Source organism: Sphingobacterium sp. UBA6645, from assembly GCF_002455685.1.
GTDB lineage: Bacteria > Bacteroidota > Bacteroidia > Sphingobacteriales > Sphingobacteriaceae > Sphingobacterium > Sphingobacterium hotanense.
Genome location: NZ_DKLH01000085.1, coordinates 104,303 through 122,942, shown reverse-complemented (window position 1 = coordinate 122,942; position 18,640 = coordinate 104,303). Strand labels below are relative to the sequence as shown.

General features: G+C 42.2%; 12 protein-coding genes. 11 read left to right on the top strand and 1 reads right to left on the bottom strand.

The window, feature by feature from the left end; all coding sequences use genetic code 11:
* From B2400_RS15760 to B2400_RS15720, 9 genes are all read left to right on the top strand, one after another.
* Positions 1-781: thioredoxin family protein (locus B2400_RS15760; RefSeq protein WP_293934797.1), on the top strand; the 781-nt coding region annotated here is incomplete at its 5' end.
* 307 nt (positions 782-1,088) lie between these two features.
* Complete coding sequence (locus tag B2400_RS15755; RefSeq protein ID WP_286650220.1) at positions 1,089-2,873, top strand: purple acid phosphatase family protein; 1,785 nt, start codon at positions 1,089-1,091, stop codon at positions 2,871-2,873.
* Between the two features lie 3 nt (positions 2,874-2,876).
* Positions 2,877-4,052, top strand: coding sequence for a sialidase family protein (locus B2400_RS15750; RefSeq protein WP_293934795.1), 1,176 nt, complete (start codon positions 2,877-2,879; stop codon positions 4,050-4,052).
* A 19-nt stretch (positions 4,053-4,071) separates the two neighbouring features.
* Positions 4,072-6,243 carry a hypothetical protein gene (locus tag B2400_RS15745; RefSeq protein ID WP_293934792.1) on the top strand — a complete coding sequence of 724 codons (2,172 nt, stop codon included), beginning with the start codon at positions 4,072-4,074 and terminating at the stop codon, positions 6,241-6,243.
* 149 nt (positions 6,244-6,392) lie between these two features.
* Positions 6,393-7,463 (top strand): sialidase family protein, encoded by a 1,071-nt coding sequence (locus B2400_RS15740; protein ID WP_293934789.1) that lies wholly within the window; start codon positions 6,393-6,395, stop codon positions 7,461-7,463.
* A 66-nt stretch (positions 7,464-7,529) separates the two neighbouring features.
* On the top strand, positions 7,530-10,859 hold the full coding sequence (locus B2400_RS15735; RefSeq protein WP_293934787.1) for a SusC/RagA family TonB-linked outer membrane protein: 3,330 nt from the start codon (positions 7,530-7,532) through the stop codon (positions 10,857-10,859).
* 12 nt (positions 10,860-10,871) lie between these two features.
* Entirely contained in the window at positions 10,872-12,551 is a 1,680-nt protein-coding gene (locus tag B2400_RS15730; RefSeq protein WP_149525335.1) for a SusD/RagB family nutrient-binding outer membrane lipoprotein, read from the top strand.
* A complete protein-coding gene (locus tag B2400_RS15725; protein WP_293934783.1) occupies positions 12,545-13,402 on the top strand; it encodes a glycerophosphodiester phosphodiesterase family protein in 858 nt (285 codons plus the stop codon). The genes B2400_RS15730 and B2400_RS15725 overlap by 7 nt, the downstream gene beginning before the upstream one ends.
* Before the next feature lie 46 nt (positions 13,403-13,448).
* Positions 13,449-14,384 (top strand): polysaccharide deacetylase family protein, encoded by a 936-nt coding sequence (locus tag B2400_RS15720; protein ID WP_286650214.1) that lies wholly within the window; start codon positions 13,449-13,451, stop codon positions 14,382-14,384.
* A 4-nt stretch (positions 14,385-14,388) separates the two neighbouring features.
* Here B2400_RS15720 and B2400_RS15715 read toward each other — a convergent pair whose 3' ends face one another.
* Entirely contained in the window at positions 14,389-15,243 is an 855-nt protein-coding gene (locus tag B2400_RS15715) for an AraC family transcriptional regulator (protein ID WP_286650213.1), read from the bottom strand.
* A 156-nt stretch (positions 15,244-15,399) separates the two neighbouring features.
* Between B2400_RS15715 and B2400_RS15710 the strand changes: the two genes are divergently transcribed.
* Positions 15,400-16,995 (top strand): fucose isomerase, encoded by a 1,596-nt coding sequence (locus B2400_RS15710; protein WP_293934779.1) that lies wholly within the window; start codon positions 15,400-15,402, stop codon positions 16,993-16,995.
* A gap of 12 nt (positions 16,996-17,007) precedes the next feature.
* Positions 17,008-18,636 (top strand): ribulokinase, encoded by a 1,629-nt coding sequence (locus tag B2400_RS15705; RefSeq protein ID WP_293934777.1) that lies wholly within the window; start codon positions 17,008-17,010, stop codon positions 18,634-18,636.
* The last annotated feature ends 4 nt before the right edge of the window (positions 18,637-18,640 follow it).

The window sequence follows — 18,640 nt, the reverse complement described above, 5'->3', positions numbered from 1 at the left end:
TTATAACTGGCAGCTATTAGACCGCGAGGTCTTCTTAGCGCTATGGATCGTGATATTCGGTTTAATGGGACTATACCTATTAGGAAAGATCAAGTTTTCGCATGACAGCGACCTGCCTTATCTTTCTGTACCTCGTACGGTCTTGACAATCATTGTATTCTCTTTCGTAGTCTACATGATCCCTGGTATGTGGGGAGCGCCTTTGAAATCTATCGCAGCCTTCCTTCCTCCAATCGGGACGCAAGACTTTGATTTAAGTTCTGCGACGCATGCTGCACCGGCTGCTTCAGGAGACGCGAGCAGCAGAAAGCACTACACACATTTCCACAGCCGTGCGACCATCAAAGGATTCGATCCTTACTATGATTACGATGAAGCATTAGCAGCAGCGAAAGCGCAGAATAAACCTTTAATGATCGACTTTACAGGCTGGACTTGTGTCAACTGCCGTAAGATGGAAGCTTCGGTATGGTCGGATCCGAAAGTTCGGAACCTGATCAACGAGAACTTTATCTTGGTGGAGCTGTATGTGGATGAGCATGACCTGAAATTGCCGGAAGCAGAGCAATATGTTTCCAAAGAAACAGGCAAGAAGATCAATACCGTTGGTAAAAAGAATACCGACTTCCAGATTACCCGCTTCCAAAGCAACTCGCAACCTTTGTATGCGATCGTAGGTGCTGATGAGCAGTTACTCGTTCCGGCAAGCGGTGCAAACTATGATATCGACAGCTATGCAGCTTACCTGCAGAGCGCAATAGACGCTTATAAAGCGAAATAAAGAACCCTAATAAATCATTCATGAGCCCATGTGAAGCCTACGCTGAACATGGGCTTTTTTTTTTCGAAATATACTATTAAAAATTATTTAACCTCTCAGGGCAAAATGCGCCATATTTATGATAATATATTAGACAAATGCCCCTTTTTAGCTGAATATCTTTGAGGTAAGAAATCGAAGAACAGCGAGTGCTAACAATTTTATCAACCTAAAAAAACTGTTTTTCGATATGACCGATTAATTAATTTGCCTTTGTGATAGCGGGCGTAATAGGCAATGTTTTAAGTACTAGTAAATTATTTAAACAATGAAATGCTCATTTAATACGAATTTACTTCATGCTTTTAAACGTCTTGGCATTCTAGTCTTGATTGCACTCTTGTTTTGGCTGTTTCTTTTTTCCTGTAAATCTAATAAGCCGCAAAATTCCATTAAGCAAGTGATTGACAGCTTCACCTATGCGATTAAAGAAAAAGGCAACTGGCAGCAGTTTCAGAATGTCAAACAAGCCGAGCTAATTCCATTATTTTCCGGGCAAGATTTAAAGGTACTCTCTACTGCTTATTGGCAGTTTGATGTCAATCAGGATGTCGATGTATTCGTATGCCGTGATTCGGCACAAAATGAGGTTCCGTTTTGGCTGATTGAGGAGGGCTTTATCAGAACAAACGCGATTGTTGAGAATGATTTAGTCCGATATGAAGTTTGGCAGAAACGGTTTGCAAAAGGGAGAATCGGATTAGGGATAAACGGTTTCGACCGGCATCGTTTTACCTATTTCGTTGCGTTAAAGCCAGTGGATTCGGATCAATTTTTAGATTTTAAGCCAATATTTCCGGAGCAGCAGAATCTGTATTCTATGACGAAGGGTCAATACGTTTATACCGATTGGGATGAATTGACCCTCACAAAGATTCCTTCGCTACTGGAAGGTGCTTATGTTATTCCGACTTTTCGCGGTAGATCTCGTGAAGCTCAGCTGATTGATGGCTTTCGAGAGACATTATATCCCTCTAGCGAGCAGGCGGATCAAGTATTATTGAGCTGGGTGGACTCGCCACTATCGTCGCAATATTTCAGCTGGCGAACACATCCTACCGTTGAAAGTGCAAATATTAAATATTGGGAAATATCGACGAGGGATACTATGTCTTTACAGGCGGGATATGAATATATAGAAGATCCTTTATTGATCAATGATTTGGAAAATAAGCGCTTCTCGGCAAACATCTCAGATTTGAAGTCCGGAACCCGCTATGGGTATAGAATTATGGTCGACGGGCGGGATGATTTTCAGGGGGAGTTCAAGACGGCTCATCCAGACGGAGGTTTTGAGTTTGCATGGTTTGGCGATATCCATAATGACCCAGACTGGGGTGCTAAATTGCCGGTTTGGGGCTCGAAATACCCCCACGTGAAGTTCCATTTGTTTGTAGGTGACCTCGTGAATACTGGCCTTTATCGTGATCAATGGGATGTATTATGGAACGCTGCTGGGCCAATTTTAGATCGACCGGTTTTTTCGGCTCCGGGTAACCATGATAGTCAGGAGGGGCTGCCTGCAACATTATTCTACAATTATTTGAAAAGTCCAAAAAATGGGACCAAGCTAGTCGAGCAAACTGCTAGTTATTCCTTTGTCTACCAAAATACTCTTTTTGTTGTCTTAGACGCGGTAGGTACTGGGGTTGAATTGCAAAAGAAATGGCTGCAGGAAACTCTTGTGCAAAGTAAAGAGCAATTTAAGATTGTAGCTTTTCATTTCGCGCCTTATACCACCGAGGGGGAATATTTGGATATTCAACAGCACTGGATTCCATTATTTGAACAATACGGTGTCGACCTCGTAGTCAATGGTCATTTCCATTTCTATCAACGATTTAAACCAAAAGTGAAAGGCCCAATATATGTTATGTCTATCGGCACTTCTGTTAAAAACGATAAAATAATTTCCGATTCCACGCGGGGGAAGTGGGTAAATCGGGGATACCTATATCAACACGTAAAGATTGATCCGGAGCGATTGATTATGACATCGCTGGATGAACATCTTTCTATTATTGACCAATTTGAAATCATCAAAAAAAACTAACCTATGAAAGAAATTTTACTAACCATGACCTTATTGATTCTAGCCTATACGGTGCAAGCACAACAAAATAAGTTCAAGGTTCTCGAACGAAATTTTATATTTCCGCATCAATCGCTGCATGTGCATGGCAGCAGTATTGTCGAACTGCCCTCTGGAGATTTGTTATCGACCTGGTTTGAAGGCTCTGGTGAGCGGGGTTCCGATGATGTGAAGATTATGGGCGCGAAGTATAAGCAGGCTACAAAGCGATGGGGGTCGCCTTATGTACTTGCCGATACGGAGGGTCTTCCTGATTGTAACCCGGTACTCTTTATGCATCGAAATAAACTCTTCTTGGTTTGGATCGCGGTGCAGGCAAATCGCTGGGAAAACTCTGTGTTGAGGTTCCGCAGGAGTGCAGAATTTGAGGGTGATGAGGTGAAATGGGAATGGCAGGATAATATTCTGTTGAAGCCCGGAGATGACTTTGTTGCTGCTGTTAAGGCGAGATTCAAGGAGCTGCCTCCTCGCAATCATGCCTGGGCGGAATATGCTCCTCGTTATGATGCACAGATTATCCAAGCGACAGAAGATCCTACAAAAAGAGCATTCGGATGGATGACCCGTATCAAGCCCTTGATCCTGTCTTCGGGTCGGATCTTGCTACCTGTATATTCCGATGGATTTAATTTTTCGATGATTGCCTTTTCCGACAGCAATGGGGAGTCGTGGAACTATTCGGAGCCAATTGTCGGGCGGGGGAATATCCAGCCGGCCTTGATTGACAACTCTAAAGGCGAAATTGTAGCCTATATGCGAGATTCGGGCGATGACCCCGCCTTGCTTCAGCAGAGTGTTTCCAAAGATCAGGGGAAGAGTTGGTCGGTAAATAAGGAATTCAATGTGAAGAGTACAGCCAGTGTTGATGTCTTGAAGTTGGACCGTTCAAATTGGATTTTATTAACCAATGACAATGAAGAGGGGCGAGCGCGACTTTCTTTATACCAATCGACAGATGAGGGCGCAAGCTGGCAGTCTATAGGTATTATCGTAGAAGATAAGACAAAGGTAGGGCGCTTTTCTTACCCGGCAATGATTGCGGATTCAAAGGGCAGCATACATATTACTTATTCTCACCATAAAGCGCCAAATAGTAAATCTATCGAGCATGTTGTAATCGATAGAAAATCAATCCAATAACCTTTTAAAACCAAAAATAATGAGATCAAATTTCTTAACGATTATTTTTCTGCTCAACAGCTTTTTGTTGTTGGGGCAGCAGCGACATAAAGATATTCCTTTTACGCAAGACTATGCGATTAAATACGAGGGGGCAGTTGCTGCCAAAGCAGTCGACTTCGACCGAAACGGACATATACAGGTGCTTGCCGAGTCTGGTTTAAAGCGTTTGACACCTGGACAGTTACTTGTGCCGGGGAAAATAGTAGATGATAATTTATATCGTTTTATGGGGGATAAATCGATAGTCGACTTAACCCAGGTCGATCAACAGCTCGTTTACTTGGATGAAAAAGTCATTTTTTCAAATGCCTGGGCCGGGAGCTTATATATAGAACATCAAGTGGAGAGTCCCATTGGTTTCTTAGCGTTGAATAAATCCGAATTTCTTGTTTACAATCCTTCAGTCGTAACTCATATCCGAGCAGGAAAGAAAGTGCGGGAGATTAAACTTCAAGACGCAATAAAAGAATTGGCTCTGGGAAGTCATGGTGGATACTACGTATTGACCGATAAGGCTGTATTTGAGGGAAGTTTGAATTCGGCTTCATTAAAGTCTGTTTTTGCGAAGCCTGGGGTTGTTTCTATGGCTGTTCATGAAGGGCATCTTGTACTGGCGCATGAATCGGAAGGGTTACTTTTCCTAGATAAGCAGCATAAGTTGCAGAAAGCGGATCACAGACTCCCTTCGCTGAAATTAACAAAGGTTCGCAGCATTGATGGACAATTGTGGATAGGTAGTGATGAGGGAGCTTTTAAGTTAGCTCAAAACGGGCGCTATGACTATTACGCGAGTAAACGATGGTTGAACAATGATCGTGTAGTCGATATCAAAAAGGGACCTCAGACGTCTGTTCTTATTCTGAATGCTGGGGGGCTTTCGAAGATCGTATTTGAGCAGATGACCCTGGCACAAAAAGCGGAATTCTATGAAAAGCAATCGCGCATTAGACATATCCGCAATGGATTTAATTCAAATCTTTTCGGTATGAAAGATGGTGATATCAGCACGGGCTATTTGGTCGACTCGGACAATGACGGTTTATGGACCTCTATGTATTTGGCTTCGCAGGCATTTCGATATGCTGTCACCAAGAGTCCTGAGGCTCTGCAAAATACGCGCGAGTCGCTAGACGCGATGGAGCGGCTGTATTCAATCAATCCTGTCAAGGGATTTCCGGCGAGAACATTCGAGCGTACCGGCCATAAAAGTAAGTTGGGCGATCCGGAGCATTGGCAGAAAGCAGCGGAGAAAGATTGGGATTGGAAGGCCACGACGAGTAGCGATGAAGCTATCGGTCATATCTTTGCCTTCGGCGTCATCGCAGAAGTCGTTGATGTGCCTGAGCTCAAGCAACAAGCGGTTAAGCTTATCGACTCGATGATGACGCATATTATTGAAAACGACATGTACCTAGTTGATTTCGATGGCAAGCCGACGCTATGGGGGAAATGGAATCCTAGTTATGTGAATGGATTTGACAAGAACATCGGCGATCGAAAGCTGAACTCATCGAATATTATCGGCATGCTGCAAACTGCCTACCACTTTACGAAAAAACCGAAATATAAAGAGAAGATTCAAGAGCTTTTTGATAAACATGGGTACTTGGAAAATCTGATGAGACCGATGGAAGAAATTGGCAAGGCAGACAAGCAGTCTGACGACCTGAGTCAGCTTCTCTCGGTGTATTGGAATCACTCCGACGATGAGATGTATTTCTTAGGGTATTGGGGCTTATATCGGTATGCATTAAACAATGATCTAAAGGAAAAATATAAGGCATCGATTATCGATCATTTTGAGGCCGAGCGTCCGGAAAAAGATGCTGTATGGAATATCATGACGGCGATGACAGGTGTTAAGGATTTCGCTTTGGGCGATGCGATGTGGTTTTTACAGGAATATCCTATGGATCTGATTCAATGGACTATTAAAAACAGTCAGCGTTCGGATATTGATCTGTTGGAAAAGAATTTCCGCAATCAGTACACGAAGGAGGTACTCCCGCCGGATGAATTGAAAATATCCAGACATAATGCTAACCGATTTATCCTTGATGGCGGTCACGACGGTGCTGCAGAAAATTCAGCAGGCGATATTTGGTTGTTGCCTTATTGGATGGGGAAATACCTACAGGTAATTGATTAATAGATTTTAACTACTGAATGATAAAATTTCATATATACTAGATAATTTATTAGAAAGAACGGTAGGTGTCATCCGCTAATTTTGATATAACCAATAGATAAACACTCCTTTAGTCGGTTCAATCCGATTCTTCATCAAAAGCAATAATTATGAAAAAGAACATAATACCTTTGATATTGGTCGCTCTAATTGCCTGTTTACAAAGCTGTCAAAATCAACAAAAAGAAGAGGCAGCAAGCGCAATTTCCGCAGATATAATCGACAGCTCCTTTGTTTTACCAGAAGTGAGGCCCTTTGCTCAAGCGCACGCTTCAACATTGGTGCATTTGCAGGACGATACTTTTCTTATCGCCTGGTTTGGCGGTACTAAAGAGAAGGATAATGATGTCGGTATTTGGCTGACGAAAGGGGATGGGAAGCAGTGGTCGGCTCCAGTAGAGATCGCTAAGATAAGAGAAGTGCCGCATTGGAATCCAGTTCTGTTCAAGGATGCGAATAATGATATTATATTATTTTTTAAGGTAGGCTCGGAAATCTCTATCTGGGAAACCTGGTATATCAAATCATCAGATCAAGGCGCAACATGGTCGACAGCACAGGAGTTAGTTGCCGGAGATAAGGGTGGCCGCGGTCCAGTTAGAAATAAACCGATTGTGTTGTCGGATGGTAGCTGGCTTGCTGGCGCATCAAATGAAGATGGCGTTTGGCGCCCATTCGTAGATATCAGCAAAGACCAAGGAAAGACTTGGGAAGCATCAGAGTACTTAACATTTAATGTAGATAGTTTAGGTGGAGAGGGGATGATTCAACCGACCCTATGGGAGTCTGACCCTGGAAATGTTCATATGCTTCTCCGCAGCAGCGGTGGGTATATCTACCGAAGTGATTCAAAAGACTATGGTAAAACGTGGAACCCACCTTATAAGATCGATCTTCCAAATCCAAACAGCGGCATTGATTTGGTCAAGATGGAAGATGGTTTACTTTGCTTATTATATAATCCGGACAACAAAAACTGGGGTTCTCGAGCAGACCTAAGGCTGGCGGTTTCTACGGACAATGGTAAGACATGGAAAGATTTAATTGACCTCGAGAAGGGGAAAGAGGGTGACGAGTATTCTTATCCTGCGATTATTCAATGGGGAGACCATATCGCGATGACCTATACATGGAATCGCTCTAACATAGCATTCAAACATTTTAAAATAAACGATAAATAATGACAAATTAATTTACAACTCTTTGTTAATTAAACATTCCAGACCAAAATCTTATTTCAGAAAATTATGAAAGCATGCAAGTTTATAACAACGATTAAGTTGTGTATTCTGATATGTTTGGCCGGCCTATTGCCAAATTTATCAGTGCAAGCACAACAACTCACTCTAAGTGGAGTGGTGAAATCGGAAGCAGATGGTGCAGCATTGACGGGTGTGAGTATTCGCGCCGATCAATCGGGAAATTCTGCTGGAACCAACGCGAATGGGCAATTTACCATTCGAATAACAAATGAAGACCGACTCCTGAAGGTTTCCTTTGTAGGCTATGAATCAGTGGATTTTCCGATCCAAAATAGACGTAACGTAGAGATTTTTTTGAAGCCTTCGAATCAAGTTCTTGAATCGGTAGTCGTTACAGCGCTGGGCATTAAGCGTAGCGAGCGCTCTCTGGGGTACTCGGTAGGCAAAGTAGATGGCGAGAGCCTGAATAAAGTCGTTCAAGAGAACGTATTGGGAGGTATTGCAGGAAAGGTCCCAGGCGTGACGATTAGTCAAACCGGGGGTGTCGGTTCATCGATGAGTATGATCATCCGCGGAGCAACGTCTTTGAGTTCAGACAATCAGCCACTTTATGTGATTGACGGCGTTCCTATGATCAGCGGGATGAACAATGTGCGCGCGATGGGTGACCGTAATGAAGTGGATTATGGTAACCCTATTGCAGATATCAATCCTGACGATATTGAGAGTATTTCAATCTTAAAGGGGCCGAGTGCTGCAGCATTATATGGCTCACGCGCTGGTAATGGCGTTGTCTTAATTACGACTAAGTCAGGTAAAGAGGGCCAGAAAACGACGGTTAATTTTTCTACAAACAATGTGTTTGAGGTTCCGTATCGATTTATGGACTTCCATTACAAGTTTGCATCCGGTGCAAGAACGAAAATTTACAATGAGTCGGCAGAATATTGGTATGGTCCAGAGCTTGATAAAGGCAATTTGGCGGTACAGTGGAATAGCCCTTTGGATGCCAATGGTAACAAGATTCCGACGGAACTTCGTTCATACAAGGACAATATGAAGAACTTCCTGAATACAGGATTCTCGACAACAAACAATTTGTCGATTACCGGAGCAGGTCAGAAGGTGCTTTATCGGGCGTCGCTCAACAACTTGACGCATAAAGGGATGATTCCAAACACTGACCTAATACGGAGCGGGCTGAATTCCAGTGTTACTTATTCTATTCTAGATAATCTGAAGCTTTCTACGGATATTAATTTCGTTCGTAATAAGTCGAACGATATGCCGGATGCTGGTAATCGCGCAGGTAGTCCTCTGCAAGCAGTTTATATCTATCCACACGTTAATGTGTTAGATTTAAAGGACTACTGGGAACCTGGACAGGAGGAAATTAAACAACGACAAGTTGCGCCAGGTCTTGATAATCCTTATTTCTTAGCTTATGGTTTGACCAATGCATTTAAACGCGACAGGGTCTTCGGAAACCTGAAGCTAGATTGGCAAGTGAATGACCGTATTTCAGCCTTTCTTCGTGCTGCGGAAGCTCGATCTATGGAAACACGCGAAACAAAAATCCCATGGAGCTTTAGCAGGGATTTAAAGGGCGGATATCACTTGCAAGACATCAAAACTAGAGAGAACAATGTAGATTTCTTAGTTTCCTATAAAGGCGGTGATGAGATTCCGGATTTCGGTTATAATATCTCCCTTGGCGGTAACTACATGTATCAGTACAATACGGATTTCTATTCTGGCTCGCAGCGTAACGCTGGTTTGACTATTCCGGGCTTATACCGTCTGTCCAATATCCCAAGTGCGGGCTTGATTATCGCAAATGGCGAGTATGAAAAAGCGGTATACAGCTTATATGCGATGGCGAATTTAAGTTATAAGAATCAGTTGTTTTTGGATCTAACGGGACGAAATGACTGGTCGAGTACACTTCCAGAATCCAATCGTTCCTACTTTTATCCTTCGGCATCTTTAAGCTGGATAGCGAACGAAACTCTTCAATTACCATCCGCTATATCGATGTTAAAACTTAGAGCCGGTTTTGCGCAGGTAGGTAATGATACGAATCCTTATCAATTAAATCCGGTTTTGGGAACGGCGCGATGGGGCGATATAATCTATACGGCTATGCCTCGCACTTTGTTGAACGCCCAGCTTAAGCCTGAAATTGCGACATCCTCGGAGTTTGGATTAGATCTGAACCTTTATAATAATCGTCTTCGTTTTGAAGGAACTTATTTTATTGCAGAAAACAAAAATCAGATCCTTTCGGTGCAGATGCCATGGTCCTCAGGTTATTCGAGCAAGTTGATCAATGCCGGTAGATTGCAAAGTAAGGGCTGGGAATTTGTTTTAGGTGGTACTCCAATCAAGCGCGACAATGGCTTGACCTGGGATGTAAATGTTAATTTCACCAATACAAGAACACGTATTCTAGAGTTGGCACCAGGTATCGATTATATCGCTTATTGGGAAGACAATAACGGCGGAGCCCTTACTTGGGTCGGAGATGAGGTCGGAAACCTATATAGCCGTGGCTACCAGCATGTTAAAGATCCGAACTCTGAATACTATAAATGGCCGATACTAGACCGACAAGGGCAATGGATTCAAGACAATGCGATTGATGCAAAGATGAAGGTGGGTAACTTTAATCCGAAATTCCTCGCAGGTATGCAATCTACATTGACGTATAAGAAGATTAGCCTAAGCTTTAGCTTAGACTGGCGCTACGGTGGTCAGTTTATGTCGTCAACCTACCGCTATGGTGGTTCGAACTGGAAATCACAGCATTTGTTGAACTCATTAATCCCGGGAGGTAATTACTCGGCAGAGGAAATCGTTGCCCTTTTGAAGTCTGATCCCGGGAAGTATATCATCCCTTCTAACGGTCGTTTCCCACTTGTAGGTGGTTTAACGCAGGAAAGTGGCGGTTACAAACTGGTTCTTGATGGTGTTGAAGCTTATGACGGTGCATTTATTCCCGGCGTTATTGCTGAGTATGATCAATCTGGAAACCTCATTGGCTACCGAGAGAACCTAGGCGGGGCGGGTACCAATGTTTATCCAATCGGACAGCAGTTCCCATGGAATTACAACCAACAAGTGATTTTTGATTCTGATTTCATCAAGTTGCGAGAACTCTCTATTGGTTATGATTTCACAAATATCAAGCGTGTTAAAAACTTAAGAGTGTCACTCTTTACGCGGAATATTATGCTTTGGACGAAGGCCGGAATCGGGATTGATCCAGAGCGTGCTTTCCAAGCAACCGGAAATAGCTTCCGTCAGGGTATAGAGATCCAGAATGTTAGCCCTTGGACTGTTCCATTTGGTTTCAAATTAGACTTAACCCTATAAAGCCTAAATGTCATGAAAAGAAGATTCATAAAATATATTGTAGCTGCCAGTTTGATATTTTCAATTGCTGGTTGTAAAGATCTTTCGGAAATTAATATCAATCCGAATGGCGTTGATCCGAGTCGAGCAAATGTCAACTTGATGCTGCCGGGATTACTGAGCAGTTTATCTGGACATTACGCCATATTGGATAACAGTCTTTCCAGCGGAATTATGCAGCATATGCAGGAAGACGGATGGTTTGATGGGTATAATCATTATCGTTGGGACTCGAAAGATTGGGGGGAATGGTACGAAATATTAGCGAACAACGATGTGATGTTGAAAGCTGCTGTAACCAATCAGCTGCCCATGCATGAGGGTATTGGATTGGTCGTTAGAGCATTTGCCTTTGGCGTAGTCACTGACCTTTGGGGCGATGCCCCCTATACCGAAGCGATCAAAGCGAATGAACAAATTACACAGCCTAAATTTGATGGGCAGGAAACTATTTATAAAGGTATACTTGCCGATTTACAAAGGGCATCCGAACTTTTTCAAGCAGGGAATACATCGGGTATTATCGCTAATAATGACTTAATCTATAAGGGAGATATCAAGAAATGGCATCAATTTGCAAATAGCATGCTTCTTCGTTACGCCATGCGCCTTTCTGAAAAAATGCCAAATGAAGCAGCTCAAATTATAAAAAGAGTTTACGACAGCGGAGTTTATTTATCGAACACTGCTAATAATGCTTCTGTAAATTATCTGGGCAATACCAGCGGCGATTCTTATTTCTTAGCCACCCAATTTGATGCTGACGGGAGTATATTCCGTCGCAGAAAGGTGGCAAAGACAATAATGGATTTGTTGATAGCGAATAAGGATCCTAGACTAACGGTATGGGTGTCGCCGGTGCACTGTCAATGGGTGGAAGACCTAACGCTCAGCACCGCATATGATGCTTTTGTGCGGAAGAATAATGTGCCGCAAAGCTACAACAGCTTGACATTTGTGCAATATCAGACCGAGATTGCAGCGGGGCATAAATTTACACGCCATTACAACCCAAATATCCTCGGATATCGACTTGATACAGCGAAGTATGTAGGGGTTCCTGCTGGATCGCTCGAGCCGAGTTCTTATAATCTGAATCCGACTCCTGGGCAAATTGTTCAAAACCAACATGTGTCGCAGTTGTCTGCCATGTATCGACAACCGACTGGTACTTATTTAAAACGTCGATTAGCAACTACTGAGGAAACTTATTTCATTTTGGCTGAAGCTGCGCAACGTGGATGGATTGGCGGGAATGCGGAGACTTTATATAATGAGGCTATCAAAGCTTCGTTGACTGCTTGGGGGGTACCGGATAAATATGCTGCTTACATCGCGCAGCCTAATGTCAAGTATAAAGGCACTTTAGAGCAGATTATTCAACAAAAATGGGTGGCTAGCTGGAATTGTGCGACTGAGTCGTGGATGGATTTCCGAAGAACGGGTTTTCCAAAGCTAGTCGCTGGCCCTGCATCTGCTGAAACTGTATTGCCTGTACGCTTTATTTATGGGAACAATGAAATAAATGCGAATAGAGAAAATCTAGAAGCTGCAATTGAAGGCTTGCAAGAAACGCCATATTCAAAAGTGCGTGGAAAGAACAGTCAATGGTCGAAGCCCTGGATTTTGCAAGGAACAAATAAACCATGGTAATCAACAATCCTATCGTATCCTTAAGTTTAGTATGTCTGATATTTTTCGGACATACTATTCTATCGTTTGCACAAATAAAACATCACTCGACCTCAGGTAGAGAATCAAAACGGAATATTAAAGTGGTAGCCCATCGGGCAAACAACGGAGAGGAAAAATATCCGGAAAATTCCATTACGATGATTCAGTCATGTTTGGATCAGGGACTTCAAATTCTTGAGCTGGATATTCGTCAAACAAAGGATAAACAACTCGTTATTCTGCATGATAAAACCGTAGACCGAACAACAAACGGGAAAGGTAATATTGCGGACCTCACTCTTCAAGAGCTTCAACAATTAAATTTGAAGCACGAAGGCAAAATAACACGTCTGAAAATACCAACTTTGGAAGAGGTGTTGAAGTTGACAAAAGGAAAAGTGATGCTCGATTTGGATATAAAGATTGAGGGCGAAGATTCTTATAGAAGGATTGTTGACTTGGTAAAAAAGTATGACATGAATGAAAATGTTCTATTCTTCTTGTATGATGTAGCAGATATACCAACCCTTCATAAGCTTGCCCCAAATGCGCAGATATTGGCACGCGTCCGAAACTCCGAGGAAATTAACCTTGTTCAGCAGTATCCATTCATTCGCTATATACATATCGACGAGGAGTGCTACGCTGATGCGACTATGAAATCTTTGATCGATAAAGGTTATGAAGTCTGGTTGAACAGTTTAGGATATTACGACAGACTTCAGAAGTCAAATGGAACTGGATTTGAGCAGTTTCTAAAAAAATATCCACATATTACGATCATTCAAACCGACTTGGGTTTAGAACTCATCCGCTATTTGAACAGATGATGCTTTTACTTGAAGATTATACCAATGAATTAACAATAAATTGATTATGAAAACACTATTTAAATTCTTTTTAATTCTTCTATTCTTCCAGCCTGCCTTTGCCCAGGAAAAGACCCTTGCCGAAAAGCTTGGTTATAAGAAGAATGACATCCTTTTAATCATCAATAACGATGATTCGGGAATGAGCTATGCATCGAATCAGGGCACGATTGAAGGGATGGAAAATGGATTGATAAGCTCTTCGACCATTATGTTCAATTGCCCTTGGAGTTTGGATATTGTTAACTATGTGAAGCAACATCCAGATAAGCATTTTGGTGTTCACTTAACGCTTACCTCAGAATGGAAGAATTACAAATGGTCATCAGTTGCGTCGTCCAATACTGTTTCATCTTTACTAGATCCAAATGGTTACTTATGGAGATCGGTGGAAGAAGTTTATCAGCATGGAGATCCTGAACATGCTTATCTAGAGGGTAAAGCACAGATCGAAAAGGCGCTTCACTATGGGTTGCCCATTACACATATTGACTCGCACATGGGGACATTTCAGTTAAAACCAGCGTATATTGCGAAGTATGTGCAATTGGCGGTTGATTTCAATTTGCCACTTCGTATGGCATCACAATCTACCTTAGCAAAGTATGGCATGCCTAATCTTCGTCGAGATTGCGAGAAAAAAGGATTGGTGTTTACTGATTATATGGTTTATGAAGAGCTAGCAAAATACAAGGACGATGTCGAAGGATTTTGGCTTAAGGTAATCAATGACCTTAAACCGGGTGTGACCGAGTTATATCTGCATGCGTCTAAAGATACCGATGATCTACGTGTATTTACGGGTAGCTGGAAAAAGAGAATCGCAGAATTGGAGGTATTCACGAAGAGTGAGAAGATTAAGGCGGCTATTAAAGGACGGAATATTCATATCATTAGCTATAAGCCATTGAATGACCTTCAACAAAGGCAGAACAAAAAATAACCTTCTAATTAAATTGCTGTATGTAAGCTTTAGGTGTACATTTCTTTAAAATCTTGAAATGCCTGTAGAAGTTTGAACTGTTTTCAAACCCTGACTCTTCGGCAATCTGTTTGATTGCGAAGTTAGAGTTGATGAGCAGACGGCAGGCATGATTTAGACGAACCTCTGTAAGGAAATCAAAATAGGATTTGTTCGTCATCTGTTTGAAATAACGACAAAATGAAGTAACACTTAGGTTAGCGATGTTGGCAATATCTTCGATGTAAATCTTCTCTTGAAAGTTCTTAAAAGTATAATTGAATATATTATTCATACGCTCTTCGTCAATGCTATTGTATTTGTGTTGAGCGTATTCATGTGAGATGAGTTTGTATTCGCAGGAAGAGGCCAATAGTTCGAAGATCTCTAAAAGATAGATAATCTTCCGCAATCGGCTAGATTCGTGCATTTTGACCATTAAATTGCGGATTTGTGCTTTTGTTTCACCGACGATGTATAGTCCTGATTTCGATGTGTTTAAAAGCTTAAGTAGGTCAGATGTTTCAGGAATATGGAGGAATTCTTTACCTAATGAGTCTGGGTGGAAATGTAAAACTAAAGCCTCTACATAATGATCAGATTGCTTATTGATGCTACATTTCCAAGTATGAGGAAGATTGGAGCCAAGAAGAACCATTTCATCCTCTTGAAAGTTGCTGATATTATCTCCGATAAACTTCAGCCCCTGGCCTTTAATCACATAATGCAGCTCGATCTCCGGGTGATAATGCCATATCGTACCAAAGTTCGGCAGCAGATCATGCCGAATACGGAAAGTGTTATCTGATTGTTTGGGAACCTGGTGGAATTTAGGTTTCATAATACATTGGTGTTGTGTCATCTAATTTAAATAAAAAACATGAACCGACCTAAAACATGATAATATATTAGAATGATCGGGCAATTTTTAAAAGTTATTAGCCTTCTAAATTTTATTATTTCGTATAACTAATTATAAATCAATATGATCAAAGTGATGGAAAATCAAGCGTTTTTAGTATGTAGCGGAGATCTTCGGCCTTCGGCCAATCTTAGCTGTTGGCCAACTCAGCAGGCAATGGAGGAGAAACTTAGCCAGGCTCTTGCGGGATTTGGATGGCACATTAAAAGGGCGCATGATTTTAACCCGGAAAAGGGTCACGGTTTTATTGACTACCAAATTGAGGGGCTACGCGTATTTCGTGAAATCGATCCAAACGCACCATTGATTGTCGCAGAGTCGGTGTGGCAATATAGTCAGCATATTCTCGCGGGCTTGATCTCTCATCACGGACCTATTTTGATTATTGCTAATTGGGATGGACAATTCCCCGGCTTGGTTGGTGCGTTGAATTTAACAGGTTCATTAACCAAAGCTAATGTAAAATACAGCTTTCTTTGGAGTGAAGATTTTGAAGACTCTTTCTTTTTAGATGGGCTTCAAGAATGGCTGGAAACCGGAACAATCAATCATATAAATAAACATGTGCGCAAGTTCGATCGAAGGGAAGTTCGGTCGGACTACGCACAAATCGCAGATGACCTATCATCCCACGTGCTAAAATCCAAAGTTATTATGGGAGTTTTTGACGAGGGATGTATGGGCATGTTTAATGCCATTGTTCCTGACCATTTACTTCATCCTCTCGGCTTCTTTAAGGAGCGGCTTAGCCAATCAACACTCTACGCCAAGATGCTTACGATTACAGATGATGAAGCATTGTTGGTATTGAACTGGCTGTTAGAGAAGGGTGTTAATTTTCATTGGGGCGCCGATGAAGATACGGAACTTACAACCAAACAAAGTCTAGAACAATGCAAGATGTATGTTGCAGCACTGCGTTTAGCGGATGAGTACGGATGTGGAACAATAGGTATACAATATCAACAAGGTCTGAAAGATCTGGTTGCTGCAAGCGATTTGGTCGAAGGATTACTGAACAATACCGAACGGCCTCCAGTAATTAATGAAGTTGGAAGAGAGATCCTAGCAGGGGAAGCACTGCCACATTTTAACGAGGTAGACGAGTGTGCAGGAATCGATAGCTACATAACTTATCATTTATGGAGAAAATTCGGTATGGAAGGGGATAATACGCTTCACGACCTTCGATATGGTGCGCCTTATAAACTGGATGGAGATGAGGAGTTCGTATGGGTACTTCTCATCTCTGGGGCTGCCCCTGCCTCGCATTTTATCGACGGATATGCTGGTGCTGAGAGTCTTCGTCAGCCTTCGATGTTTTTCAAGAAAGGAGGAGGAACACTGCGCGGTATTTCTAAACCGGGTAATATCGTTTGGAGTAGAATCTTTATCGAGGATAACGTCTTAAAAGCAGATGTAGGAACGGGAAGAGTACCACTACTTCCAACAGAAGAGACGGAGCGACGATGGAATATGACGAATCCTGAGTGGCCAATAATGCATGCTGTTTTTAATGGGGTTTCCAGAGATCAAATGATGGCAAAGCATAAGTCGAATCATGTGCAGGTTGTTTATGTGGATGACGAACATGATTGCGAGCAGATGGCGCTTGCAAAAGCTCGCGCATTCGAGAATCTAGGCATGCAAGTTAATATCTGTGGTTTTTAATCCTTTGATTACATGAAGACATACGTCATAGGCATTGATTTCGGAACAGATTCAGCGAGGGGAATTTTGTATCATCTAACTTCGCTAAGAGTCGAAAAGCAGGTCTTTGCCGAGTTTCCCCGTTGGAAGAAAGGGCTATACTGCAAACCCGAAAACAACCAATATCGGCAGCATCCTTTAGACTATATCGAAGCATTAGCAGAAATATTTAATGGTCTGCTCTCTGATTTGTCCAAAGAGGAGCGCCTACAGATCAAGGCAATTGGAACAAACACCACGGGATCAACTCCGGTCGCTGTCGATGCCGAAGTGCAGCCATTAGCTCTTCTGGAGGAGTTTAAGGATAATCCTAACGCCATGTTCGTCCTTTGGAAAGATCATACCGCATTAAAGGAATCTGACGAGATCAATCAAATCCTAAAGACCTATTCTCCCGACTATTCTCTATATTCCGGCGGAATATACTCATCGGAATGGTATTGGTCTAAAATCACACATATTATTAGGGAAGACGAAGCCGTATTAAATGCTTCTTATTCTTGGTTAGAGCAATCTGATTGGGTGCCGAACTACTTATGTGGAAATACTGCTATAGATTCAGTAAAGAGAAATCGTTGTGCTGCAGGACATAAAGCTATGTGGAATGAGGCGCATGGAGGCCTACCTTCACCGGCATTTTTGCTGGAATTAGAACCGAAATTTGAAAGATATCAATTGCCATTCTATCAGGAAACATTTACTAGTGATGCCGTTTTTGGAACAATTGACCCTTCTTTAGCCGAAAAGTATGGTCTCTCGAAGGATCTAAAAATAACAGTTGGAGCGATTGATGCACATCATGGTGCTGTAGGCGCGGGGATTTCTCCCAATATCCTCGTAAAAGTCATGGGCACTTCAACCTGCGATATGCTCATCGCTCCGAAGAACATGGAAGAAATAATCGTCGATGGTATTTGTGGGCAGGTTGATGGTTCAATAATTCCTGATTATATAGGCTATGAAGCTGGACAATCTGCATATGGCGATGTTTTCCAATGGTTCAAGCAACTGCAGATGAAGACGATGATCGATATCCTGGGCGACACGTTAAACAAAGAAGATCTGGAAAGGATGGACGAGCGCTTTTTCACAATTTTAACCGAACAGGCTTCTAAACTTAATCCTCAAGCAGATGATCTGGTTTTTACGGACTACTTGAATGGACGTAGAACACCAGACGCAAATCTTGCCCTTAAATCGGCTGCGGAAGGCTTTTCTCTTTCTACCGAACCTGCGCATATTTTTAAAGCTTTGGTAGAAGCTACAGCATTCGGTTCACGTTCGATCATCGAGCGGTTCCAATCGTTTAATGTGAATATTGCGGGCGTTATTGCCATAGGTGGGATTGCCGAGAAATCGCCATATGCGGTACAAGTACTAGCAGATATCTTGCAACGAGAAATCAATGTTCTGAAAAGTGATCAGGTCTGTGCATTGGGATCTGTAGTTTTTGCTTGCACGACAATTGGAGCGTTCGAAAGCATCGCAACTGCTCAGCAGAAAATCTGTCCAAGGATTGCACGTATTTATAAACCCAATCTGAAAAACAAGGAGGTATATGAAACACTATATACTCGTTATCTAGAATTAGCTGCTGTTTAAGCCA

Excerpts from the sequence above, each read along its gene's own strand:
- B2400_RS15725 (WP_293934783.1), top strand. The coding sequence starts at position 12,545 with ATGGTAATCAACAATCCTATCGTATCCTTAAGTTTAGTATGTCTGATA.
- B2400_RS15720 (WP_286650214.1), top strand. The coding sequence starts at position 13,449 with ATGAAAACACTATTTAAATTCTTTTTAATTCTTCTATTCTTCCAGCCT.
- B2400_RS15745 (WP_293934792.1), top strand. The coding sequence starts at position 4,072 with ATGAGATCAAATTTCTTAACGATTATTTTTCTGCTCAACAGCTTTTTG.
- B2400_RS15715 (WP_286650213.1), bottom strand. The coding sequence starts at position 15,243 with ATGAAACCTAAATTCCACCAGGTTCCCAAACAATCAGATAACACTTTC.
- B2400_RS15735 (WP_293934787.1), top strand. The coding sequence starts at position 7,530 with ATGAAAGCATGCAAGTTTATAACAACGATTAAGTTGTGTATTCTGATA.
- B2400_RS15730 (WP_149525335.1), top strand. The coding sequence starts at position 10,872 with ATGAAAAGAAGATTCATAAAATATATTGTAGCTGCCAGTTTGATATTT.
- B2400_RS15705 (WP_293934777.1), top strand. The coding sequence starts at position 17,008 with ATGAAGACATACGTCATAGGCATTGATTTCGGAACAGATTCAGCGAGG.
- B2400_RS15750 (WP_293934795.1), top strand. The coding sequence starts at position 2,877 with ATGAAAGAAATTTTACTAACCATGACCTTATTGATTCTAGCCTATACG.
- B2400_RS15710 (WP_293934779.1), top strand. The coding sequence starts at position 15,400 with ATGGAAAATCAAGCGTTTTTAGTATGTAGCGGAGATCTTCGGCCTTCG.
- B2400_RS15755 (WP_286650220.1), top strand. The coding sequence starts at position 1,089 with ATGAAATGCTCATTTAATACGAATTTACTTCATGCTTTTAAACGTCTT.
- B2400_RS15740 (WP_293934789.1), top strand. The coding sequence starts at position 6,393 with ATGAAAAAGAACATAATACCTTTGATATTGGTCGCTCTAATTGCCTGT.